The sequence below is a fragment of the Methanolobus sp. ZRKC4 genome, assembly GCF_045291305.1.
Classification (GTDB): Archaea; Halobacteriota; Methanosarcinia; order Methanosarcinales; family Methanosarcinaceae; genus Methanolobus.
Window position 1 is genome coordinate 48,068 of sequence record NZ_CP146983.1, and the last position, 23,858, is coordinate 71,925.

Consider the following 23,858-nt stretch of genomic DNA (forward strand, 5'->3'; position numbering starts at 1 on the left):
TTGAAAGTCCTTATCATAGGCGGTACCGGAGAAATGGGACAGTGGTTCACCCCTTTCTTCAAAAAACACGGCTATGAGGTTACCGTATGGGGCAGCAGTGGAAAGGTTGATGTCGCAGAGCAAATGGGAGTTGAATTTGCCCATGACCTTGATGCGGCCATAAGTACAAGCGACATAGTAATCGTTACTGTACCCATCAATATAACTGAAAAGGTCATCAGCGAAACTGCACCTAAAATGAAGAGTGGAAGCCTGTTAATGGATTTTACATCTCTTAAGGTAGGACCCACGGAGGCCATGAAAAAATACGCTCCTGAAGATGTTGAGATTCTTGGTACTCACCCTATGTTCGGACCATCCATTCCAAGCCTGCACGGCCAGATATTCATACTTACACCTATCAATGGACGCTGTGATAAATGGTTCCCTGTGATGAGATCGCTTTTTGAGGATAACGGGGCACACATCGAAGTCATCAATCCGACAGAACATGACAGGTTCGTGTCCATTGTGCAGGGACTGACACATTTTGCATACATAACCATTGGCACGACCTTTGACAGCCTTGATTTCAGTGTGAACGAGTCCCGACGCTTCATGAGTCCGGTTTACGACATTATGCTTGATTTCGTTGGTAGGATAATCGGACAAAATCCATATCTCTATGCATATATCCAGATGGAGAACCCGGAAGTACTCAAGGTACATGATGCTTTCATGGAGCAGTGCAGCGAAATGTCTTCCATCGTCAGAAAAAAAGATGTTGAAGCCTTTACCGCAAAAATGAAAGATGCAGCGGTGCATTTCGGGGATACGGCATCGGCACTGCGCCGTTCGGACAAACTCATCAACTCAAAGATAGCTGAGTTTGACAGATTGCTGGCTTCCATTGGCCAGGAAATTGGAGTCAGGCACATATATTCCAATATTGTGCATGTAGGAATAGTAAAAAAGGTTACTCCGAGAAGCGTTATCCTTTTTGTAGGTAACAGATTAGTGCCCCTTAAAATGGAGAATGTACGCCTCCTTTCCACAGAAGAGCTAAAAGCATGGAAAAATAAGATTTTGAGGCATCACACAAGAGATATCTCAGTACTTATACCACAAGGGTCAAAACCTGAAGCTATTTGCAATGTAATTGCCTGCAATGACAATATTATTTCCGTCAGGAAAATCGATACGTACATAGGAGTAAAAGGAACGGACAGAACCAGTGTAACTTACCGCATCAATATAACCGGAGATTCCGATGCAACAAGAGTGAATGACGAGATTGTGGAACAGCTTTGCGGCATAGGCTGCAAACTCAGAACATAATACGCATTGCAATTGAATTACCGGTTAATCGCTCACACTATTCTGACAAGTTATCAGGGTAAACGTTATCAGGCATCTGAACTTACTTCAAAGAAGTGATAATGTGAATGCTTCTACCCAAAATCCCCAACAATACATCCGTTTCTACAAAATAGGTGTCTTTTTTACCGCAGCTTTTGGAATATATCTGGGAATCCACGGACTTTACCTTATAATTGTGGAAAACAATTTCATAGCTGGTATCCCACTATTTGTTGCCGCACTTTTGATCGCACCTCCTCCGGTAGGCATATACGGAATGCTTAAAGAAAAATTCAATGTTGATATTTCGATGGGTGTAAGGATAATAGCTACAACTCTGCTATTGCTTATTGCATGGCTGAGTCTGCCCTAAAAAAGTAAAAAAGATTCAGACCTTACTCACAAGGTCTTTCAGTGCTGCTTTCGGATCGGCAGCCTTCACAATACCCGATGCCAGCAGGACACCCACCGAACCAAGTTCAAGAGCCGCTGCAAGATCTTCTCCCTTTGAGATACCTGCACCACAGAGAACCTGTACTGCCGGATTGATCTTCTTTACCGCTTCAACTGAACCTGTGACAACTCCCGGGTCTGCTTTTGATACAGGGATGCCAGAACCAATGAGTTCTGGGGGTTCCACTGCCACATAATCAGGGTCAAGAGCTGCTGCTGCGGCTGATGTTGCTACATTGTTGGTACATACTATTGTCTTAAGACCAGCATCCTTTGCAATTGTTATGGATGCATCGATGTTTGCCAGGGTAAGGCGACATTCGGAGTGGTTGATTAGGGTTCCTACTGCACCTGCATTTTTGATAGACTGGACAAAAGCATGTCCTGTAAAGCTGCCTGCACCTACCGGATCAAGACTCTGTGCATATACCGGCAGGTCAACCTGTGATGCTACACGATAGATATCACAGAACTGCGGTGCAACACCAATTTCGATTCCAGAATCATCTGCAACTTCCTTACATGCCTGTGCAACCTTTACGGCGCCTTCTCCTGTACCCTCAAGATATGTCTTAAGATTCAGGACTATTAATGTAGAACTCAAATTCGATCACTCCAATATGAATAACCAGTATACGTATAATGTACGCAGCATTATAGATGTAACTCCAACTATAAATATAAAAGTGAAGAAAAGCAAAAAAAGCTGAAAAACTAAAAAGAAGAAAGGACGTGTGGAAAACCACACGCTTAGAAGTCAGTCATTACTCTGAACTGGTCGATTTCAGGGTTGTTAAGACCTTCAATGAATTTCTCTGCAACCTGCCTTACATCCTTTGCATTGGTGATTGCTCTTCCGACTACAAGGACATCAGCGCCTGCTTTGAGTGCGTCAGGCATTGTGTCGATACGTACGCCACCAGCCACTGCTACAAGGAGTTTTGGTGAGAGTGCCTTGATGTCTTCGATGTTGCCCCATGCATGCGCAGTTTCTTCTATGTCAATTCCACGGTGGAGTTCAACCACATCAGGCAGTACATCAAGCTCCTTAAGTACAGCTACAGGATCATCGCAGTTGAGGGTGTCCATGATAGCATAGATACCGGTCTTGTGGGCTTCCTCGATTGCTTTGTTCAGAGTTGCGATTGGTGCAAGAGCTGAAACAACAATTGCATCTGCTGTTGCGTCTGCTACCATACGTGCCTCGAGGTTTCCTGTATCAAGAGTCTTGAGGTCAGCAACTATGAATGCATCCGGACGGATCTCCCTGAGCTTGGTGACAACGTCGACACCATAGCGCTTGATAAGAGGTGTACCTGCTTCCAGGATTACGTGATCGCTCTTTGGAATCTGTCTGACAATTTCCTGGATAACCGGGAGGTTCGGGTTGTCAAGTGCAACCTGCAGGTATGGTGGGTTCCAGAGTCTGGATACCTTGAATCCCATGATTGCGTGACCCATTCTATCCTTCTCCTTGAGTACCGTATCAATGTCAGGGAAGCCATCTACTGCACGTTTTACTGCCAATTTAGTAGCTCCGTAATTGTATCTGTAGATCCTGTTGTAGTCCTTTGCCTCAGGGTGGATGAAAACACTTGCTACTACAACGAGGTCCTCAATATCGAGGTCACCGAATGCTCCCTCTTCAAGAGCATCTGCAACAGCCTTTGCAACTGCAGCCTGTGCAGGACCAAATATCTGGGCAGCCTGATCCATATTCTTTACCGTAACCTTTGGCACAATAAGTGTAGCTGGCTTTGCCGGAAGATTTGGACGGATAACCGAAAGCAGAGGTGTGTGACCTGCTGACAACTGTGTTAAGCCGTTTGCGAATGCCTGACCTACAGGACCGTCTTTATTTCCGATCATAAGGTCAACGTGTGCGAGTTCTGGGTTCTCGCCAATTAATGCTTCTCCGATTAGTAACATGATTCACCTACGTATGTACAAGATAAATATTATGTCGTTTATTAGTTAATTAATGCTAGTGTAAGTATGGAAATTATCATTTCTCGTGCAAAACCAGCGCTTTTTATATTATAGTTGCGGCATGACACCAGATTTGTGCCTTATATAATATAGATCAATAAATAGTTTGTTGAAACTTCCCTTTTTTGTTTGAAAAATATTAAATAATCTTAGGACATATATTGTTCATTATACATTCATTACATTTCGGACCCACGGGACGGCAAACATTCTGTCCGAACAGCACCATAAGCCCGTTGATATCTTTCCAGTCCTGCTTAGAGACTACCTTCTCAAGCTCTTTTTCTGTTTCATCAGGCTCCGATGTGTCAACCAGTCCCATACGATTGGAAATCCTATGTACATGTGTATCTACTGCTATTACGTCCTGTTCAAATCCATATCCAAGCACACAGTTAGCAGTTTTTCTGCCAACACCGGGAAGTTTTAGAAGTTCATCCATATTGTTTGGGACAACTCCCCCGTAATCCTGTAAAATGATTCTGGAAATGTCTATTATGCGCTGGGCTTTCACCCTGTAGAAACCTACGTTCTTTATCAGTTCCTGTATTTCATCCACATCTGCTTCTGCCATTTCCCGGACACTACCGAATACTTTGAAAAGCTTCTGTGTTGTAGGAATGGTAACATCATCACGGGTTCGCTGGGAAAGGACGGTTGAGATAAGAAGATAGAAAGGATCCCGGTTCACATGAAAATATCCATCAGGATAAAGCTCTTTCAGGCGAGAGAGCACTTCTTCCACATACATCAGAATATTGACTGGCACCGGAATATAAAATGCTTTGTGAACAGTGCTTCAAAAAGGATGAAATGCAAACAAGCGGTTTTTTCAATGTAAAAGAAGCGCTGCTGGGTTATTTGCTTATACATTGATTTTTGCTTTTAGAGTACGAAGGGAAAGATACATGAACGGTTGTTCCGGAGCCTTCTTCACTCTCGATCCATATCTCTCCGTCATGGACATCCGTAATCATTTTGCTCACGTACAATCCAAGTCCGCTGCCGCCATACTTTCTTGCCATTGAACCATCGATCTGGTAAAAGCGCTTAAAGATATTTGAGAATTCATTCTTTGGGATACCTATTCCGGAATCTTTGATCATTATATGAACATCGTCTTCTTCCTTAAACGCACGAATAAGAACCTTTGAACCGTTGGGACTGAATTTTACGGCATTATCAATTATGGATCTGAAAAGATAAGGCATGTACCCTACATCCCCTTTTATTAACGGCAGATTCTCTTCAAAATCAAGGAGAAGTATCATATCCTTATCCTGGGATCGGAATGAAAAATATTCTACCACTTTCTTCAAACTTTCCTCAATCCTGATGGGATCGAACCTGTAATTGACATTTCCGGACTTCACGATGCTCATATAGATGAGAGAATCCAGCAGAAAGCTCAGGTGATCGTACTTATCCAGTACTATTTGCATGGCATTTTTCTGCTTTTCATTCAGCGGACCCAGTACCTCGTCGTGTACAAGTTCACTGTACCCCTTAATAGAGATGAGAGGAGTCTTGAGTTCATGACTCAGGTTGGAAATGAACTCGTTTTTCATCTTCTCAAGAGATTTGAGTTCCTCATTCTTTTGAGATAATTCCTCAGTATACAAACTGATTTCCTCATCAGCTTTTTTGCGCTCAGAAATATCACGGGTCACACCAAGGAAGAACTGGAAATTGCCATCGCCATCATAAACAGGGTTTGCAACTACTTCTGTCCACACGCGAGATCCATTCTTATGAAATTGTTCTAGCTCAAAAGTCTCTGAATAGTGATCTTCACCAGCCTTCAATTTCTCATAGAACCTGTTAATTGCGCCAACTATTGTGTTCTTATGCTCGGGAGGGAAGATTTCATCAAATGTCTGGTTGATAACTTCTTCAGGCGTATATCCTCGTAATTTGAAAACAGATGGACTGACATATGTGAATTTACCTTCGGGACTCAGAGTCCATATCACATCATTTGCATTTTCAGCAAGAAGGCGGAACTTTTGTTCACTTTCTTTTAAGATCTTTTCTGCGAATTTGCGCTCACTTACATCCCTTAAGTTGCTCAAAAGAGCATTCGACCCATTATATTCAATTACCCTTACACCCATTTCAACAGGAACACGGGTGCTGTCTTTTTTCAAATATGTGAGCTCAAATCTATCATATTTATTTTTAATTACTGCTGCCACCTTTTCATCACAGGTTCCCTGATGTTCCTGGGCTACAAGATCATGCCTTGTCATCATCAGCAATTCTTCAATTTCATAACCAAGCATATCAGATGCAACTAAATTTGCATCGATAACATTGCAATCAAAGTCAAAAATAATAATTGCATCTGCAGCGTTTTCAAACAGCACCCTGGATTTTTCTTCAGATGCTTTCAATTTCATTGAAGCCAGTCGCTCCTCCGTCACATCTGAGCCGGAACTGAGTATTCCCGAAATATTCCCGTCCAGATCCTTAAAAGGTGAATTGTTCCAATGGATTATCCTTTTTCCTTTATTCTTTGTGAGGATACTGTTTTCGAACACCCTTACTTCATCGATGTTACCTTGAATTATACTGTTAAAAACAAAGAGAACAACATCTTTCTCATCAGGAGGTACAAACATTTCTATCCAATTTTTGCCAATCAGATCAGATTCTTCGCATCCGACAACCTGACAGCATTTATTGTTGGCAAGTTGTACAGTACCATCCTTGTTAAAAGCAATAATCATACAACCTGCAGTATCAAGATAATTCTGTGCCCTGTCCCTTTCGAAGGTAAGCTTATCATATAGCTGCTTGTTCTTTAAGAGGCTACGTGCCCTTGTAAGAACCTCAACCCTGTCAATGGGTTTGACAAGAAATTCGTCTGCTCCGGCCTCAAGTCCCTCAATTCTGTCGTCCTTCGATGACAGGGCAGTTATCATAATGACCGGAATAAAACGTGTTGCCTCAGAAGTCTTTATCCTATGACACACTTCATAGCCATTCATACCTGGCATCATTATGTCGAGCAGCACAAGATCAATATGTTCAGATCCTATGATATCAAGAGCTTCTGAACCACTATAAGCTGCTCGTACAACATAATCCCTTGAAAGGAAAACTTCTAGAAGCTTGACGTTGAGAGGGTCATCATCAACGACCAATATGGTATATTCGAATTTTTTGTCCATAATACTGTAAACCTTGGGTGGTGTTATGATAAAATATAAGTTGAGATTATAGAGATTCGGTAATTGTTAATATGATAATGTGGATTTAAGGAAATGTTCAATTGTTGCATATCAATCATATATACTTGTTAATATATAAATATCATTCACTGGATTTTCGATTTTCTTAAAAGATCAAAACATAAGGAACTAAAAATGATAGAATCTCTTTTTGGATCAATAGAAGACCATGCATTTCTTGGACTGTTCATAACAAGCTTTCTTGCTTCCACAATTTTACCACTTGGTTCTGAAGCACTTGTCGTATTACTTATCAGCAAGGGCTTTGATACCCCATCGGTCATAATGGTAGCTTCAATAGGCAACTATCTTGGAGCGTGTACTACGTATTACATAGGACTAAGGGGACGAATGGACATAATAGAAAGATTCTTTTCGATATCCAAAAAACAACTTGAAAAAGCAGACCAGCTTTTTGCAAAATACGGAACCTTTCTGCTTCTTTTAACGTGGTTGCCACTGATAGGAGATGCTATTGCAGCGACTGGTGGACTATTAAAACTTGATTTTAAGTCATTTTCTATTTACGTGTTCATAGGGAAAACGGCAAGATACGCAGCACTGGCATACATTACATTGACGACGCTGGCAAGTATCCAGTGAAACATCTTTTTCATAGCCACAATGTTTGAAACAACAAAATATGAAGGAATAGCTATTTATAGTGACTATGTTCATATAATTGTATATATATTATACCACTTATAGTAAAACACTTTAAACGGGATTAAAATGGCACAATTAGACCTTGATGAAAAATCAATGAAGAAAACTGCTTTGCTCATACCTGTTGCAGTGATTCTTGGAACTCTATTGGCAATCATAGCGCATAAGACATTACAATCTACAACAGCGTTGCTTACTATTTTTATAGGAACCATCATTGTAGCTCTTGCCACTTACCTTCTGGTAAAAAAAAAGAGCTGACATTAGAATAACAAAAAAATTAACGATAACTTTATAGACAGGGAACATAATGTATCTAAGTCTGGGCTCGTGGTCTAGCTGGTTATGACGTTGCCTTCACACGGCAGAGGTCGGGTGTTCGAATCTCCCCGGGCCCATCATGCTTATTTTGCGATTCTAAGAGTGCTGAAAGCTGCTTTTCTACGATTACATGAAACTAAGACCAAATCTGATTCTGACCTCAATCCTCATAACCCTTGCATTATCAGGCTGTATTGGAATAGAAAGCGAGAACATACAGCATGATTATTCAATATACAACAGAAGCACAAATTGCAATGCTAGTAATTTTTCAATCGTTGATTCACCGGTAAAATATGTTTCTGTCAATGGCATTGAGACAGGATACCGGGAATTTGGATCAGGTGAGCCACTGTTGATGATTATGCCATTTGCCACAAAAATGGACATGTGTAATGCTTCCTTTGTAAAGCAGCTATCGAGTGGTTACAGAGTTATCCTCTTTGATAACCGGGGAATGGGATATTCATCTGACAATAACGAACCACTCTCAATCTCACTGTTAGTCAACGATACTGCAGGCCTGATGGATACACTTGGACTGGATTCCGTACATATATTCGGCTCCTCAATGGGATCGGTAATTGCTCAGGAATTGACTCTTGCTCACCCTGAAAAAGTGAACCGGCTAATCCTTTCATCAACAACCTATAGCCTTGATGCCCCGGAGGCAAATATTCTGAAGAGCAAACTTCAATACCGTTCCACAGACCCTGATACAAACCAGATCCTCAGAAAGTATGCCCAAGCAAATCTGAAGTGGAACGGCACATATGAACGCCTGCCTGAAATTCAAAACAAAGTCCTGCTTCTCTCAGCCAACAAGGATGCACTCACTCCACCCGATATTTCCATAAAAATGGCACAAAATATTCCTGATGCAAAATTTGTTCGATTTGATGGTGGAGGACATTTAGGGGAGCAGTACCTCCCAGAAGAATATGCAAACGAGATACTGTCGTTTCTGGCATCGGAATAATCAGATAAATTTGAGATTTTAGTATATTATATCGTTTTCTGCATTGAACCCACGGGAATCGAAAAAACAAACATACTCCCCTTACCAACTTCACTCTCAACCCATATCCTGCCATCATGAAGCTCAACAAATTTCTTAACAAGAGCAAGGCCAAGCCCCGTCCCAGAATGTTCATGTGTGAGATACGAATTTAATTGCCTGAAAGGCTGGAAGAGTTTTTCAACATCCTCTTCAGAAATACCAATTCCTGTGTCCTTTACACTGACCTGAACCATGTCGCCTGTACATCGTGCATTTATCGTTACTGAACCTTTGATAGAAGTGAACTTTATGGCATTGCTTACAAGATTATAGAATATTTGTCTGATCTTACTTTTGTCGGCATTGATTCTTTCAAGTTGTTGATCAACCTCAACATCCAGCCGAATATTCTTTTTCATGGCAAGAGGGAATATTAATGATTTCACCTCGTCAATAGCATTAGAAACAGAGAAAAGTTCATACGTAAGTTCCATTTTACCTGCTTCAACCTTTGAAAGGTCAAGTATGTCATTTATAAGGCTGAGTAAATGCTTTCCAGCCTGAGAAATATGATTTACATACTGTGTTTGCCTGCCATTCAGACTGCCAAAGGTTTCATCAAGCAATATATCTGAAAAACCTATAACTGATGTTAATGGAGTTCTTAGTTCATGGCTCATGCTTGCCATGAATTCATCCTTACTTTGGTTTGCAGCCTCGGCAATTATCTTGGCATGCAGCAGCGCGTCTTCCGCTAGTTTACGCTCAGTAATATCCTCAATAGTTCCTATGACCGCATTTCTTTCAGCATAGTACTCTGCAACAGAATGAACATCACGTATAGCACCATCTATTACTCTTTTTACCTTAAACTGAACGTTGTATGGCACCTGATCTCTAATGAGATTTTTTAGAGCCTCATCCAGCATTGGCCGATAATCAGGCAACGGTACTTTCTGTACTTCAAAAATTGTGAAACTTTTTTCATCCAGCCCATATATCCTGAGGGTTTCCTCAGAAGTAACAATTTTACCGGAATTCAGATCAAACTCCCAACTTCCAATATGCCCTATTTTTTGCGCAGTTCGCAGTTGCATTTCCCTGGTATTCAGCTCCTCTTCCGCCAGCTTACGCTCAGTAATGTCATGGATAACAGAATACAATCGATTTTGTGAATTGACCATGACCGGACTGCTGTATACTTCAACATCACGGATTTCCCCGTTTGCGAGCATGTGCTTGAAAATGAAGTAATTTCTCTTTTCGTTTACAGCAACTTTCATCTCAGCCTGTACTTTTTCCAGGGACATGGTGTTAATATCATGGATGTTCATGTGCGTGAGTTTTTCCAGTGACCAACCATAGTATTCGCACGCTGCAATATTAGCGTCAATTATATCTGAACTTTCAGGGTCAATCAACAACATGACTGCCTTACTGTGTTTAAATAAAGATTTGTAAATATCCCCTTTATCCAAAAAGAATTTATCATTCTGGTTAAGAGCGGTAATATCCTTTAAAATGAAGATGAAAGACGGATCAGGGAATTCTGCATATGTAGCGCTTACTTCCAGATCAAGAAGTTGGCCATCTTTTGTATGATGACTAATCTCAAAGTGACCTTTGCTTCTTTCTATGACATCAGGTAAATCATCAATAAGAGCATGCCAGGAAACACCTGCACCAAGATCTTTCAACATCATCCCAAAAAGTTCATCTTTCGTATACCCACTAAGATGACAGTATGCATCATTTGCCTCCAGTATTTGCCCACTGGCAGATATACGCAAATAACCATCAAATTCAGATACTTTTGAATTCATGATGGTCACATTCGCAATATTTGCATATTTTTCAGAATCAGATGCTTCTTTTTCCATGTGAAATACCTAACTTCATGATAATATGATGATTTTGACAAAGTAATACCCTGTAAAGCCAAATGACAATAGAGACAATTAAAGCAGCTATGAATACCTATATATACATTTTTGAGATTTCCATTTTATGCAAGAATAATGGTACCATAGTAAATTAAATATGTCTTTGTGGAACAGATGTGGATCTAGTAAAATAAACAGCATAATGAAATAGAAAGATATCTGAAATTATAGTCTTAAAATGTGAAAAAGGAAAATTAAGCATTGGTACAAAAAATATTATAATACAAAAATAATAAAGTCATATTTATCTAAAAAAATAAGAGGATTAAAGATTAATCCTCTTTATCAAAATGCCACTGACAATCGTCAGAGGCCTTGTTCTGAGTTAAAGCCTTGTTCTGAGTTAAAGCCTTGTACTGAATTTCCGGCATATATTCCTCTTTGTAATGAGGAAGGTCTGCACTTGCATATTTAGGGAAGACAAGAGAAACTTCCTTCTGATAGGCGGTTCCATCTGGACTCAAACTCACACGGAACAGAATCTCAGGTCTGTTCCCATTTTTAACAAGATCCGTACTACTCACATCATTCACTCCTTTTAATTACGATTCATTCTGTTTTATGCACATGTTTCCAAATCTAACTCCCAGATAAATATCAGGAACGAAAGATTAAGGAAACATTTTCAAACTCACCACAATACACATGCACACTAATAAATATAAACTAATTGGTTTACAATAATGTGTTTTTGAGATAACATGAGTTTACATCAATCGGCATATTGGTCCAAAAAAATATATCTTATCAAACAAACCTACATCCATGGCCCTTCTATCTAAAAATGAGCTCAGAGCGATGATCAGCAGTGAGACACCGCTGGTTGAGAATATGACAGACATTGAGACACAGCTTCAACCAAACAGCGTAGAACTCACACTCAAGAATATAGAAACATACACCGGAGCAGGAGCTGTGGATTTTGACAATAGCGAAAGAGAAACACCTTCAACAGAACCAATGGATTTTGATGAAAACGGATGGGCGCACCTTGCACAGGGCACATACAAGATCACATTCAACGAAATAGTGAACATTCCCCTTGATCTTGCAGCTATCGCAAGGCCAAGGTCTACTCTGCTCAGGTGCGGAGCCAATATTGGAACGGCGGTGTGGGATTCCGGATACAGGGGAAGAAGCGAATCAATGTTAGTAGTCCATAATCCTCATGGATTCAAGCTTAAAAGGAATGCCAGGGTAATGCAACTGTTATTCTTTAACCTCCATAGTGAACTTACGGAAGGATATTGTGGCAAATACCAGCATGAGAACCTGTGACATTGTTCCCAGGTTCACGTTAGGATTATCTATAATTAAAGCAATGACCCAAGCATGAGCGAAATTGGCAAATCCGTCAGGATGGAAAGGATATTTGACCGTAATACACATAATGCGATAATAATCCCTATGGACCACGGAGTAGGGGCTGGACCCATAAAAGGATTAATAGACATGCCTTCAACTGTTAACAAGATTGCAGAAGGAGGAGCAAACGCCGTTCTCGGACATATGGGACTTCCGAAATACGGACACAGAGGATACGGAAGAGACGTGGGACTTATCATTCACCTCTCAGCTTCCACATCCCTTGGGCCTGATCCTAACCACAAGGTACTTGCAACAACAGTAGAAGAAGCTATCAAGGTAGGAGCTGATGCAGTCTCAGTACACATTAATGTCGGTGCTGAAGATGAGGCAAAGATGCTACAGGACCTGGGACACATAGCACGCAAGTGCGACGAATGGGGAATGCCATTGCTTGCGATGATGTACCCCAGAGGAGCAAAAGTAGCATCCGAGCATGATGTCGAATATGTTAAGCACGCTGCAAGAATAGGAGCTGAGCTTGGTGCTGACATTGTAAAGACAAACTACACAGGAGACATCGATTCTTTCAGGGAGGTAGTCCAGGGATGTCCCGTACCTGTAGTCATTGCCGGCGGTCCGAGAATGGAGACAGATAAGGAACTTCTTGAGATGATTCATGATTCTCTGGAAGCAGGCGGAAAAGGTGTCGCAATTGGAAGGAATGTGTTCCAGTCTGATGATCCGACAAAACTGGTAGCAGATATTTCAAAAATTGCACACAAAGGAATGACAGTAGAAGAAGCACTCGAATAAGAGTGAACTTTTATTTTTATTATTCCAGTGGAAACAAAGGGGTTTTGTTTGTTTTCCACATATACCTTTTTTTTAAGTTGATATTATAAAAATCCACATTCACCCAAAGTATGATCAGGAAATTACCACAGGTAAATAAGAGAAACTACATCTAAATACCAGGATTTAAAAAATACAAAAGGATAAGAAAAGCAAGGCCAAAGTGTAGAATGACCAATTGAATCATATTAAGTGGTGGTACGATATGAAATATGATTGTATTGTTGACCTTGCTCAAAGCAAAAAATATATGAACATATATATAATCTTAATGAACCTGATTTATAGATATTACGACATGGTTTAGGCATTTGTGAACATCATGTTTTCAAAGCACTTTCGTTACTATTAAATGCAATGGGCATATCGAGAGATTCATAATAATCATTTACAACTTAGAGGACATTTTATGGATAAATACGAACAGGTTATTGAGCTGGCGAAGCGTAGAGGCTTCTTATGGAACTCGTTTGAGCTCTACGGAGGAACAGCAGGATTTTATGATTATGGACCCCTTGGCAGCACCCTCAAGCGCAGGATCGAACAAATATGGCGGGAGCTATTTGTAATCCAGGAAGGATTCATGGAAATAGAGACTCCCACAGTAGGCATTGAAAATGTTTTTGTGGCATCTGGCCATGTCGGCGGTTTCTCAGACCCCCTGTGCGAATGCAAAGCATGTGGTGAAGCCTTCAGGGCTGACCATCTGGTAGACAAGATTGTTCCTGTTGCAGATGCACTCAGTAATGAAGAGCTTGACGAGATAATCAGGGAAAGCCAGGTAAAATGCCCTGAGTGTGAAGGAGAGCTTGGTGAGACATATGAATTCAATCTTATGTTTAAGACCCAAATCGGCCCCGGATCAGGAAGACAGGGATATATGCGTCCGGAGACGGCCCAGGGAATGTTCGTAGACTTTCTGAGATTAGCGCGCTTTTACCGGGAAAAATTGCCCTTTGGTGCTACCCAGATCGGAAAATCATATCGTAATGAGATATCTCCAAGACAGGGAGTTATCAGGTTGAGAGAGTTTACACAGGCAGAAGCTGAAATCTTCATAGATCCCCAGGATAAAAGTCATTCCAACTTTAGCAGGTTTGCTGATACCGCAGTCAATCTATATTCAGATGAAGCCCAGGACAAGGGTGCAGTAGAGAAAATGACACTTGGTGAAGCTGTTGAGAAAGGCATCATTGCCCACGAATTCCTCGCATACCAGATCGGCCTTACCAACCTGTTCCTGCAGCGTGTAGGCGTCTCACCTGACATGATGAGATTCAGGCAGCACAAGAAAGATGAGATGGCACATTATGCTATAGATTGCTGGGATGCAGAAGTCAACACTGACAGATTCGGCTGGGTAGAGGTTGTAGGGATTGCCGACAGGACAGATTACGACCTTTCTGCACACGCAACAGTTAGCAAAACCGAGCTTTCTATTTACAGGGAATACCCTGAACCTAAGATGGTTACACAGTTTGTCGTGAAACCGAATATGGGAAAACTCGGACCACTCTTCAAGGGAAAAGCAAAAAATGTGGCTGAAGCATTGAAGGCCCTGAGCCAGGAAGAACTGGAGCAGGACAACATCACAGTCATCATAGACGGTGAAGAGTTCACAGTGCCAAGGGATGTCGTTGAATTTGCAGAAGAGACTGTCAAGGTCAGTGGTGAGAACATAGTACCTCACGTAATTGAGCCCTCCTTCGGAATAGACAGGATATTCTATACTGTAATGGAACACTCCTTCGATGAAGAAACTGTGCCTGCAAAGGAAGATACCGAAGAGGAAGCAAGGATAGTGATGAGACTCAAGAAAGAGGTAGCTCCAGTGCAGGTAGCAATCCTTCCGCTTCTTACAAGAGAAGAACTCATCGGTCCGGCAAAGAGCATTGAAGTACAGTTGAAACAGAAGGGACTGCTTGTGTCATACGATGATTCAGGTACTATCGGACGTCGTTACAGGAGAAACGATGAGATAGGTACACCGTACTCAATAACCATCGACTACGACACACTCGAAGACAATACTGTGACAATTCGCGAACGTGACAGCATGAAGCAGGTCCGTACATCTATTGAAGGTATAGAGGAGATACTTTACGATCTTATGTATAAAGACAGGGATTTTGAGAGTGCCGGAGATGTACTCTAATACTTTCACAATGCTTGCCACAGGTTTAAAAGTTTAAAGATTGTATATCTGACAAACTTTAAACTTGAAAATATGCCAGAATATATCAGACACCCACTGATCAAACAGGATGCTGTTGAGCAGCGGCTTTACCAGCTTGATCTGGCCGGTAAGGCCCTTGCAGCTTCTACGCTTGTAGTCCTTCCCACCGGACTCGGAAAGACGATAGTATCTCTTCTTGTCATCGCATCACGCTTGGAAAAAGCAGGAGGAAAGGTACTGGTACTTTCTCCTACAAAACCCCTTGTAGAGCAACACGCATCTTTTTTCAAAAATGTTTTCAAACTGCCGGAAGAAGAGATTCTGACATTCACAGGCAGTGTCGGCCCGGCCAAAAGAGCGGACATGTGGAAAAGGGGAAAGGTCATCATTTCCACACCCCAGGTGATCGAAAATGACATACTGACAAAGAGAATAAGTCTTGAGGATGTCACCCACATAACTTTTGATGAAGCCCACAGAGCCGTTGGCAATTACGCCTACACCTATATTGCTGAAAAGTATTTTGAAACTGCAAGGGATGCACTCTGCCTGGGCATAACGGCAAGCCCCGGAAGCTCAGATGAAAGGATAGCCGAGGTATGCCAGGCCCTGCATATTGAATCTGTTGCTGTAAAAACCGAGTCTGACAAAGATGTGGCTTCCTATATCCAGAAGAAAGATATCGAGTGGAAACGAATCAATCTTCCTTCGGAGATGAAGGAGATAAAGGACCTGCTTCAGAAGGTTCTTGACGACAGGTACAAAAGACTCACAGATGCAGGATATCCCATACACAACCATAGGTATGTTTCTAAAAAGGACCTTTTAGGTCTGCAGGCAAAACTTCAGGGAGAACTAAGAGGGCTTCCGGACCCTTCCGTCTACGGAGCAATATCAATACTCGCAGAGATAATGAAAGTGAACCATGCAGTAGAGGTCACAGAAACACAGGGGCTTGGCGCCCTGCGTATGTATATGGAAAGGCTTGACAATGAGGCTGGTTCCAGTAAAGGAAGTAAGGCATCCAAGCGACTGGCAGAAGACCTATATATAAGGCAAGTGGCACATCGTCTCAGAGACTGTGATTGTGAGCATCCAAAAATGGAGCATGTGAAGAAAATAGTACTTGAACAGCTTAGCAACAAGCCGGAGTCAAGAGTTATAGTCTTCGCTAATTATCGTGACACTGCTGAGATGATAACAAAAACGCTTGAAGAGATTGAAGAAATAAGACCTGTTCGCTTTGTAGGACAGGCTTCCAAGTACAAGGACAAGGGACTTACACAGAAACAGCAGGTAGAGATTATTAACAGGTTCAAGGCAGGAGAATATAACACTCTTGTAGCCACGTCGGTTGCAGAGGAAGGCCTGGACATCCCCTCCACAGACCTGGTACTCTTCTATGAACCCGTCCCTTCGGAGATACGAAGCATTCAGAGAAAAGGAAGAACCGGAAGGAAGCACGAAGGACGTGTTGTGGTCCTTGTCACCAAGGGAACAAGGGATGAAGGATATTACTGGAGCAGCCTGTCAAAAGAGAAAAAAATGCAAAGCAATATGCAGATGCTTCAGGAAGCTATGCCTGCAAGGAAAAATAATTCTATTACAGAGGATTTTGCAGCCGACATTCCTGATGAGGATCAGAAGACACTGCTTGAGTATGATGGTGAAAACAAGAACATCAAAATAGTCGTTGACCAGAGAGAGATACGCAGTTCAGTTGCCCGCAACCTTGACAGAAATGGTACTGAGATAATCGTCAAAACATTAGAAGTCGGTGATTACATCCTTAGCGATCGCATAGCTGTTGAAAGGAAGGAATCCCAGGATTTTGTCAGTTCTCTCATAGATAAAAAGCTCTTCGAACAAATTGCAAACCTCTCCAGAGCATATGAAAAACCAGTGCTTATTGTTGAAGGCGAAAGCCTGTTCAACTGCAGAGGAATAAGTCCCAATGCAATTCATGGAACATTGGCCTCAATAACCCTTGATTTCGGTGTTTCTTTATTCTACACCAGGGATGCAGAAGACACCGCAGCCCTCTTGTCACAGATAGCAAAACGTGAGCAAGTGGATGAAAAAAGAGAAGTGAACATGCACGGGAAGAAATCTGCACTCATGTTGCCGCAACAACAGGAATATGTTATCTCATCGATATCAGATATCGGACCAAAGGCTGCACGCAATCTTTTACAACATTTCAGTTCAGTAGAGAATATTATGAAAGCAGATTATGAAGAACTGCTAAAAGTAGATAATATCGGACCAAAGACCGCAGCCAAGATCAGAGAGATTGTGGGCAGCGAATATAAAAAATAAAAAAGGATTAATTCAATCTTAAATCTGCATTACAGCAAGCCACGCATTTTAGCCACTGTATCCATACAACGGTCAATCATGTCAAGATAATCAATGATTTTCCTGACATCTTTTTCATCCTGCATCTCACTTGCCAGGGAGATCATCTTTTTAATCATCAGGGACTCAAGTTCAGGAACAGATAGTTGTACCGGAGCAACGGCCTTCACCGGTTTTTTTTCCTGCATATCTGAGCAGGAAGATTGGTCAGAGATTGCCGCAACCGGAGTTTCCTTTTCTTTTATAGAAGAAGGTCCGGTTATTGGAGATGAAGAGGTATCTGCAGTTGGAGGTGATTGCATGGCCCTGCGTGGGTCACGAATATCCTCACAAACTGGACAAAGGACACGCCCCTGATAACGGAAGAGAGGAGCACCACAATTATCACACTGTTGGGCCAGCATTGTACCTCCAATCTCAAGCATCTTAGATATTTTTATTACATTATCATCATTAGTATTTGACATTTTATCTCCTCGTTTTTCAAAACATATATACCAATGAAAGTCTTTTTATAGAACGTAACTATTTAGGAATAACTGAGGTAACTCTTATTTTCATTCTAAAATTATCAAGGTGATCATATGTCAGATTTTGAGCAAGTCATTGAGGAATGCAAGCAGAAGCTGGAATACATAGCTAACGACAATTCAGTCCCGAGAAACATCAGGCGTTCTGCAAACGAAGTTCTGGAAACGTTGAACAAAAAAGATGAACCACTGTTCCTGAGGACTTCATCCAGCATATCAGTGCTTGAAGATATAAGCAATGATCCTAATATTCCCGTTCATACCAGAACCCTTATCTGGGACGTAGCCAGCCAGCTTGAAACAATACCTGTTGACGAGTAGGCAAGCACAGGAAGTAATAATTATTATTTCCTTTTTTAATCTTTTTTGTTTTTGACTTTTATTACAACACGTGCAGTAATATATTTTGCATACATAATTGTTCGTTTTCACGCAAGCTTTCGAAAAAGTGTTTATACAAGGCTGCGAATGAACTAAAGGATTGTAATGATCAATAAAATTTCCAGCAGGATCAAGGATAATTTCGAGGAAAAAGATAAAGCAAGAGAGAGTACCTTATCGATTTCCAGAGATGTCGTACGTAATTGCAGGACTGCAATGTACAGCATACATAACAAGGATTTCAAAAAAGCCAGTTCACTCATTAAAAAGGCCGCAGAGATGCTTGAAAAAATAAACACTTTACTCCAAACTTATCCTGACATATATTTTGCCGGATTTCTGGAACATGCACAACAGGAATTTGTGGAATGTACGATAGTTTACGGGATACTCAACAAGGACAATGAGGATAAAGCCATACCCGGACCTGAAGAACTCAATGTAAGTGATGTGGCATACCTGAACGGACTGGGAGATGTGAGCGGGGAACTCAGAAGACATATACTTGACCTTATCAGAAAAGGATCACCTGAAGAAGGAGAATCCCACCTTCAATTTATGGAAGAGATCCATAATTGCCTTATGATGTTCGACTATCCGGATGCTATGACACATGGACTCCGTCACAAAACGGATACTACAAGATCCATTATAGAAAGAACGCGGGGAGACCTTACAAACGCAATACGCCAGCAAAAGCTGGAAAAAGCTATGAAGGACTTTGAAAATAGGATAAATTAAATTCATATTATTACTTTTAGAGGAAAATACATGAAATTCAATCCTGATGATATTAAGAAAGCAGCAAGCGAAGATTTTGACGCTGCATGGAATACAGGGAAGGATTATATCAGTGAAACAAAACTGAATGACCAATACCCACATATGACCCTCAAATACGGGAAACCACACCCTGTATATGACACCATCTCAAAACTTCGTGATGCATATATGAGAATGGGATTCGAGGAAATGATGAACCCACTCATAGTAGATGAGAGAGAGGTTCACAAGCAATTCAGCCATGAAGCACTTGCTGTTCTTGACAGGTGTTTCTATCTTTCAGGACTTCCACGCCCCAATGTAGGAATATCCGACGAACGTATCAGTAGTATCAGGCAGATTCTTGGTGATATCGATGATGAAGCCATTGAGACCATAAGGAAGATACTTCACGCATACAAGAAAGGAGATGTGGAAGGAGACGACCTTGTTCCTGAGATCGCTGCCGGAATCAGTGTTTCTGATTCACTGGTTGTTGAAATGATAGACCAGGTATTTCCTGAGTTCAAGGAACTCATCCCCCAGGCAACAAAAAAGACACTTAGAAGTCACATGACATCAGGCTGGTTCATCAGCCTTGCATCTGTCATCGAACGTGCAAATCCACCATTCAATTTTTTCTCCATTGATCGTTGCTTCAGGAGAGAGCAGGCTGAAGATGCGGCACGTCTCATGACATACTACTCTGCATCCTGCGTTATAATGGATGAAAATGTGACCGTCGACCATGGGAAAGCAGTTGCACAGGGTTTACTTTCACAGTTCGGTTTTGAAAAGTTCATGTTCAGACCTGACGACAAACGCAGCAAATACTATGTGCCTGACACACAGATAGAGGTCTTTGCCTATCATCCAAATCTGGTGGGTTCTAACACAAAGTACTCCGACGGATGGATAGAGATAGCAACCTTTGGTATTTACTCGCCTACAGCCCTTTCTCAGTACAATATACCCTGTCCTGTGATGAACCTCGGCCTTGGAGTTGAAAGACTGGCAATGATACTCCATGATGCAACTGACATCCGCTCACTTACATATCCACAGATACCACAATATTCTGAGTGGAAGATGACCGATAATGAGCTTGCAAGGACGACATATGTAGAGAATGTACCTGAAACTGCCCAGGGCAAAGATATCGTTAAAGCAATTGTAGCGGTTTGTGAGGAATATGCGGCAACCCCAAGTCCATGTGAATTCCCTGCATGGGAAGGAAGCATCAACGGAAAGACGGTAAAAGTGGCTGTCATCGAACCTGAGGAAGAGACAAAGCTCTGTGGACCTGCTGTGTTCAACGAAGTAGTTGCCTATGAGAGTGACATTCTGGGAGTACCTGACAACAAGAAATGGAGAAAGGTACTTGAAAATCACTCTGCAAGGACAGGTGTCAGGTTCCTGGACGCATTTGCCTGCCAGGCTGCAAAGGATATAGAGGATGCCGTTGCAAATGGTGAAAGTGAAGTTGAAACAAGAGTAAGGATAGTCAAGGTACCTTCTGAGATCAACATTCGTCTTGAACCTCTCGCACAGCGCTTCATCACCAGCAACAAAAAGAAGATAGACATTCGCGGACCTGTTTTCACGACTGTAAGAGCAATTATTGAGTAGAGTGAATTGAACTAAATATTCGATGCTGGTGCCTGAATGAACTCATGTAAATTCCCCAATATTGAATCACTTATGGACAATGGAGAGCCGGTGTGCATTACACTATCCGAAGAGGATAGTGACACATCGGACCTTCTTTATTGCGAACTTGTCCACAATGCAAGACATGGAGAAGCATCCCTCATAAGTCATCAACGATGCAGGCCTGGAGATTACGTACTTGGAATCAGCGAGAACAGCCCTGCAGATTACTATTTGAAATCCGGCAGATACAAAAATGCTAAAACCGCCGAAAAAGCAGCAAGCAATCTTCCCAGGATAAAAAGAGAATTCAAATCCTTAAGGATTGAGCCTTTGAAAGGGAACAAAGGAAAATTCGATGTACTTTTACTCTACCTCAAGCCGGAAAGTGCCATGAGGATTATACAGGCATATGCATATCATTTTGGTGAGGGCATAGAATCAAGATCAATTGGTGCAGCATCCATATGCGGTGATTGCACTGCAAAACCACTTCAGGAAGGAATTGGTATTTCTTATGGCTGCAAAGGTTCCAGAAAACATAGCAACTATGCTAATGAAGAAGTACCTTTAGGCATCAGATGGGAATTTGTAAAAACAATAGAAGAGGGATTAAAAAACATCCCTGCAACATTTGAATGAGTTTTTATTTTATCTGGCATTGTAGAGCGGAATCTCTTCCGCATCGACCTTTGTAGTTTCACCTATTCTGTTGTTCAGAACTTTACGCACACGTGCAGTGCACTTTGGGTCAAGCTGCAACCTTAGGCATGTAGTCTCACGTTCTTCATAATGAAGTTCATTGCTCTGTGTTATTCGGTGGGTTGATATCTGATGCTTGACCAATTTCGCAATTATTCCCATACTTCCGCCTGTGACGTCTTCGGGACTTGTGTGGGTAAGTAATAACATATCACCTACACTTGAATGCAGGGCAGCCATGAAATTATGAGGGTTTCGAATCTCGATCGTAAGTAGCCTGTTCTGTTTTAGCTCTGCAATTACACGTTCAGATAAACCGGTTAATGCAACGTATTCCATGTTATCACCCATACATCGGGAATTCCTTTCTCGGACCAGGAGGCTGTTCACTTGTTCTAATATCTTCGGCAAGCCTTTGCATCTCTACCTCAATCTTCTCAGCCTGTTCAATCAGGCTTTCTGTATCGACTTTCAGGTCATAGAGAACGTTAAGCACATCGATCACGACAGCAGCAGCTCTTGGGTCAGGATTCTGACTCCTTGTCGACCCCAGCAGGCTTATGGCAGACATGTTCCGCACAAGACATTCAGACATTATACTTCCTGAAATACCGGATATCGTGCCCATTTTGAAAAGTTCTACCTTATCCTTAATTTTCTCCAGCATATCATTGTTTGTTGCCGCACCGAAGACTTCATGGTCCTCGCTCATTGTGGCGATTCCTGCAAGAGAAACAACCTCCTTGACGTTGATAGCTTTTGCCCAGTCAAGAAAAGCCTTGCTGATATCATAGGCTACCACCGGATTTACAGGAATGTCGGACACTACCATGACAATATTATGTTCGACACTTTCGTAGATTCTTACAGGCATATTTATAAGCCCTTCATAGAGGACGGCAATAGGTGGAAAATGTCTTGAGTCCATAGAACCTTTGTATTCCATCTCCAATTCATCGATAATCTGCTGGCTTGCGATATTACCGACCAGGCCTATCCCCGGAAAGCCTTCTATTAGAACAGGATTTTCAGACTTTATTTCACTTGTGATTATCTTTACATCGTTATCATCGTAATCTGTTTCTGACAAAAAATCACCTTCCAAAAGGAACTAAGTCAACTCCCTGATAAAGATATTACACATACTACATAGATAAGAGCATCGTTTGCTGCATAAATTAAACATATATGCGGACGATAAGAGGTAATTTCCTTATCTGGTACATGAGATTTAAAGAAGATAAAAAACTGCCATCACTGATACAGTGTTAAATTTGTGAAGGCAGCCCGGAGTACATCAAAAATCCCAAACATGCTTGCATTAATGGATACTTTTACAAATATACTCTTATTTTAAAGCAAACATGCCCTTCGTGAATATAACATAAGCTTCATCGCCGTTTGCTGTCCTCATTTCTATTAGTTGATTCTACTTTAATCTTGATTTGAAATATTCGTTAAAAGGTATTAGATCATTAATTTTCATAACTAGCATAGGAATGGGCAAACCTTCATTCAGCTTGCTGTCAAAAGAACAATGCAATTGTTCGAAGGCATCAATCGTTTTTGCAGGAAAAGGTTGCTTTAGCATATGGTCTGAATATTCGATATAGTCTTCGAATATATTTGCCCTCATATCACATGGAAATAAAAGCAACGCATCTGGCATAGTTGTGAGATTAAACGGAAACAATCGGCACATAGTTGGTCTCCTATCATATACGGTGCACTTACCAGATTCCAAAAAGGGGCAAGGAGGAGATAGTTTGTAATGAAGTTCTCCGCCTTCAATGAAGGATTCGATCTTATCGGTCTTATCCTTTGGTACTTGCCCTAATATTTTTATATCATATTCATCCAGATTGATATCTACTATTTTGCAGCAAATCGCAGGACACGTACATGGCCATGAATAGTGCGAAAATATTTCCTGAACTATTTTAAAAAAGGTAAATCACTTAAGGTTCTTTTTTCGTACATAATAAAAAAATCAATGGACAACTATATGAGTATTTCTAAACGTCACACCATGAGTAAATCCTGTATTTTAACCACCGCTACATTTTTTGGTTATTGATATTACCCCCGCCATTCGAATGACTTAGTTCGAACCACGAATCACCAGAATACTTCATGGAAAGCAAAATAATCCCCCCACAAATATTCTTATGACATTAAATTAACAAAATAAACAAC

The 23,858-nt window shown here is 41.3% G+C and carries 23 protein-coding genes and 1 tRNA gene; 14 read left to right on the forward strand and 10 right to left on the reverse strand.

From position 1 onward, the window contains the following. Together V7O67_RS00270 and V7O67_RS00275 are read left to right on the forward strand one after the other, a co-directional pair. The gene (locus V7O67_RS00270) at window positions 1–1,317 is read left to right on the forward strand and encodes a prephenate dehydrogenase (RefSeq protein WP_406670464.1); all 1,317 of its coding nucleotides are present in this window, start codon (window positions 1–3) and stop codon (window positions 1,315–1,317) included. Between the two features lie 103 nt (window positions 1,318–1,420). Further along, on the forward strand, window positions 1,421–1,711 hold the full coding sequence (locus V7O67_RS00275; RefSeq protein WP_406670466.1) for a hypothetical protein: 291 nt from the start codon (window positions 1,421–1,423) through the stop codon (window positions 1,709–1,711). 15 nt (window positions 1,712–1,726) lie between these two features. On the opposite strand, the gene tpiA is transcribed toward V7O67_RS00275, so the two are convergent. The 4 genes from tpiA to V7O67_RS00295 form a co-directional block, all read right to left on the reverse strand. Further along, window positions 1,727–2,395, reverse strand: a complete 669-nt coding sequence (gene tpiA, locus V7O67_RS00280; protein ID WP_406655629.1) for a triose-phosphate isomerase — start codon at window positions 2,393–2,395, stop codon at window positions 1,727–1,729. Between the two features lie 146 nt (window positions 2,396–2,541). Then, window positions 2,542–3,720 carry a bifunctional 5,6,7,8-tetrahydromethanopterin hydro-lyase/3-hexulose-6-phosphate synthase gene (locus tag V7O67_RS00285; RefSeq protein WP_406655630.1) on the reverse strand — a complete coding sequence of 393 codons (1,179 nt, stop codon included), beginning with the start codon at window positions 3,718–3,720 and terminating at the stop codon, window positions 2,542–2,544. A 199-nt stretch (window positions 3,721–3,919) separates the two neighbouring features. Continuing rightward, complete coding sequence (gene nth, locus V7O67_RS00290; protein ID WP_406655632.1) at window positions 3,920–4,531, reverse strand: endonuclease III; 612 nt, start codon at window positions 4,529–4,531, stop codon at window positions 3,920–3,922. Between the two features lie 106 nt (window positions 4,532–4,637). Next, entirely contained in the window at window positions 4,638–6,953 is a 2,316-nt protein-coding gene (locus V7O67_RS00295; protein ID WP_406670468.1) for a PAS domain S-box protein, read from the reverse strand. Window positions 6,954–7,148: 195 nt separating this feature from the next. On the opposite strand from V7O67_RS00295, the gene V7O67_RS00300 reads away from it, so the two are divergent. The 4 genes from V7O67_RS00300 to V7O67_RS00315 all read left to right on the forward strand — a co-directional run bounded on the left by V7O67_RS00300 (window position 7,149) and on the right by V7O67_RS00315 (window position 8,979). Beyond that, window positions 7,149–7,616, forward strand: coding sequence for a YqaA family protein (locus V7O67_RS00300; RefSeq protein ID WP_342303996.1), 468 nt, complete (start codon window positions 7,149–7,151; stop codon window positions 7,614–7,616). A 129-nt stretch (window positions 7,617–7,745) separates the two neighbouring features. Continuing rightward, window positions 7,746–7,940 carry a hypothetical protein gene (locus V7O67_RS00305; RefSeq protein ID WP_342303995.1) on the forward strand — a complete coding sequence of 65 codons (195 nt, stop codon included), beginning with the start codon at window positions 7,746–7,748 and terminating at the stop codon, window positions 7,938–7,940. 63 nt (window positions 7,941–8,003) lie between these two features. Then, window positions 8,004–8,077, forward strand: a tRNA-Val gene (locus tag V7O67_RS00310). A gap of 53 nt (window positions 8,078–8,130) precedes the next feature. After that, a complete protein-coding gene (locus V7O67_RS00315; RefSeq protein ID WP_342303994.1) occupies window positions 8,131–8,979 on the forward strand; it encodes an alpha/beta hydrolase in 849 nt (282 codons plus the stop codon). 26 nt (window positions 8,980–9,005) lie between these two features. Here V7O67_RS00315 and V7O67_RS00320 read toward each other — a convergent pair whose 3' ends face one another. Both V7O67_RS00320 and V7O67_RS00325 read right to left on the reverse strand, forming a co-directional pair. Next, window positions 9,006–10,880, reverse strand: coding sequence for a PAS domain S-box protein (locus V7O67_RS00320; RefSeq protein ID WP_406670471.1), 1,875 nt, complete (start codon window positions 10,878–10,880; stop codon window positions 9,006–9,008). Window positions 10,881–11,215: 335 nt separating this feature from the next. After that, window positions 11,216–11,467 (reverse strand): hypothetical protein, encoded by a 252-nt coding sequence (locus tag V7O67_RS00325; RefSeq protein WP_342303992.1) that lies wholly within the window; start codon window positions 11,465–11,467, stop codon window positions 11,216–11,218. A gap of 241 nt (window positions 11,468–11,708) precedes the next feature. Between V7O67_RS00325 and V7O67_RS00330 the strand changes: the two genes are divergently transcribed. The 4 genes from V7O67_RS00330 to V7O67_RS00345 all read left to right on the forward strand — a co-directional run bounded on the left by V7O67_RS00330 (window position 11,709) and on the right by V7O67_RS00345 (window position 17,598). Further along, window positions 11,709–12,221 (forward strand): deoxyuridine 5'-triphosphate nucleotidohydrolase, encoded by a 513-nt coding sequence (locus tag V7O67_RS00330; protein ID WP_342303991.1) that lies wholly within the window; start codon window positions 11,709–11,711, stop codon window positions 12,219–12,221. 54 nt (window positions 12,222–12,275) lie between these two features. Continuing rightward, the gene (locus V7O67_RS00335; protein ID WP_406670474.1) at window positions 12,276–13,064 is read left to right on the forward strand and encodes a 2-amino-3,7-dideoxy-D-threo-hept-6-ulosonate synthase; all 789 of its coding nucleotides are present in this window, start codon (window positions 12,276–12,278) and stop codon (window positions 13,062–13,064) included. A 448-nt stretch (window positions 13,065–13,512) separates the two neighbouring features. Continuing rightward, window positions 13,513–15,258, forward strand: coding sequence for a glycine--tRNA ligase (glyS, locus tag V7O67_RS00340; RefSeq protein WP_406670476.1), 1,746 nt, complete (start codon window positions 13,513–13,515; stop codon window positions 15,256–15,258). Between the two features lie 72 nt (window positions 15,259–15,330). Further along, entirely contained in the window at window positions 15,331–17,598 is a 2,268-nt protein-coding gene (locus tag V7O67_RS00345) for a DEAD/DEAH box helicase (RefSeq protein ID WP_406670478.1), read from the forward strand. Between the two features lie 29 nt (window positions 17,599–17,627). Here the strand turns inward: V7O67_RS00345 and V7O67_RS00350 are convergent, their stop codons facing one another. Beyond that, window positions 17,628–18,104 (reverse strand): Sjogren's syndrome/scleroderma autoantigen 1 family protein, encoded by a 477-nt coding sequence (locus V7O67_RS00350; protein WP_342303987.1) that lies wholly within the window; start codon window positions 18,102–18,104, stop codon window positions 17,628–17,630. A 117-nt stretch (window positions 18,105–18,221) separates the two neighbouring features. Here V7O67_RS00350 and V7O67_RS00355 point away from each other — a divergent pair, with 117 nt between their 5' ends. From V7O67_RS00355 to V7O67_RS00370, 4 genes are all read left to right on the forward strand, one after another. Further along, window positions 18,222–18,488 carry a UPF0147 family protein gene (locus tag V7O67_RS00355; protein ID WP_406655653.1) on the forward strand — a complete coding sequence of 89 codons (267 nt, stop codon included), beginning with the start codon at window positions 18,222–18,224 and terminating at the stop codon, window positions 18,486–18,488. Window positions 18,489–18,653: 165 nt separating this feature from the next. Then, complete coding sequence (locus V7O67_RS00360; RefSeq protein ID WP_342303985.1) at window positions 18,654–19,289, forward strand: haloacid dehalogenase; 636 nt, start codon at window positions 18,654–18,656, stop codon at window positions 19,287–19,289. Window positions 19,290–19,319: 30 nt separating this feature from the next. After that, window positions 19,320–20,939 (forward strand): O-phosphoserine--tRNA ligase, encoded by a 1,620-nt coding sequence (gene sepS / locus V7O67_RS00365; RefSeq protein ID WP_342303984.1) that lies wholly within the window; start codon window positions 19,320–19,322, stop codon window positions 20,937–20,939. A 36-nt stretch (window positions 20,940–20,975) separates the two neighbouring features. Continuing rightward, entirely contained in the window at window positions 20,976–21,602 is a 627-nt protein-coding gene (locus V7O67_RS00370) for a DUF169 domain-containing protein (protein ID WP_342303983.1), read from the forward strand. A gap of 9 nt (window positions 21,603–21,611) precedes the next feature. Here V7O67_RS00370 and V7O67_RS00375 read toward each other — a convergent pair whose 3' ends face one another. The 3 genes from V7O67_RS00375 to V7O67_RS00385 form a co-directional block, all read right to left on the reverse strand. Beyond that, window positions 21,612–22,001 (reverse strand): DUF473 domain-containing protein, encoded by a 390-nt coding sequence (locus V7O67_RS00375; protein WP_406670481.1) that lies wholly within the window; start codon window positions 21,999–22,001, stop codon window positions 21,612–21,614. Between the two features lie 4 nt (window positions 22,002–22,005). Next, a complete protein-coding gene (locus tag V7O67_RS00380) occupies window positions 22,006–22,752 on the reverse strand; it encodes a proteasome assembly chaperone family protein (protein ID WP_406655659.1) in 747 nt (248 codons plus the stop codon). A gap of 339 nt (window positions 22,753–23,091) precedes the next feature. Beyond that, window positions 23,092–23,601: a YkgJ family cysteine cluster protein gene (locus V7O67_RS00385; protein ID WP_406671501.1), complete on the reverse strand. Its 510-nt coding sequence runs from the start codon at window positions 23,599–23,601 to the stop codon at window positions 23,092–23,094. Window positions 23,602–23,858 lie beyond the last annotated feature (257 nt).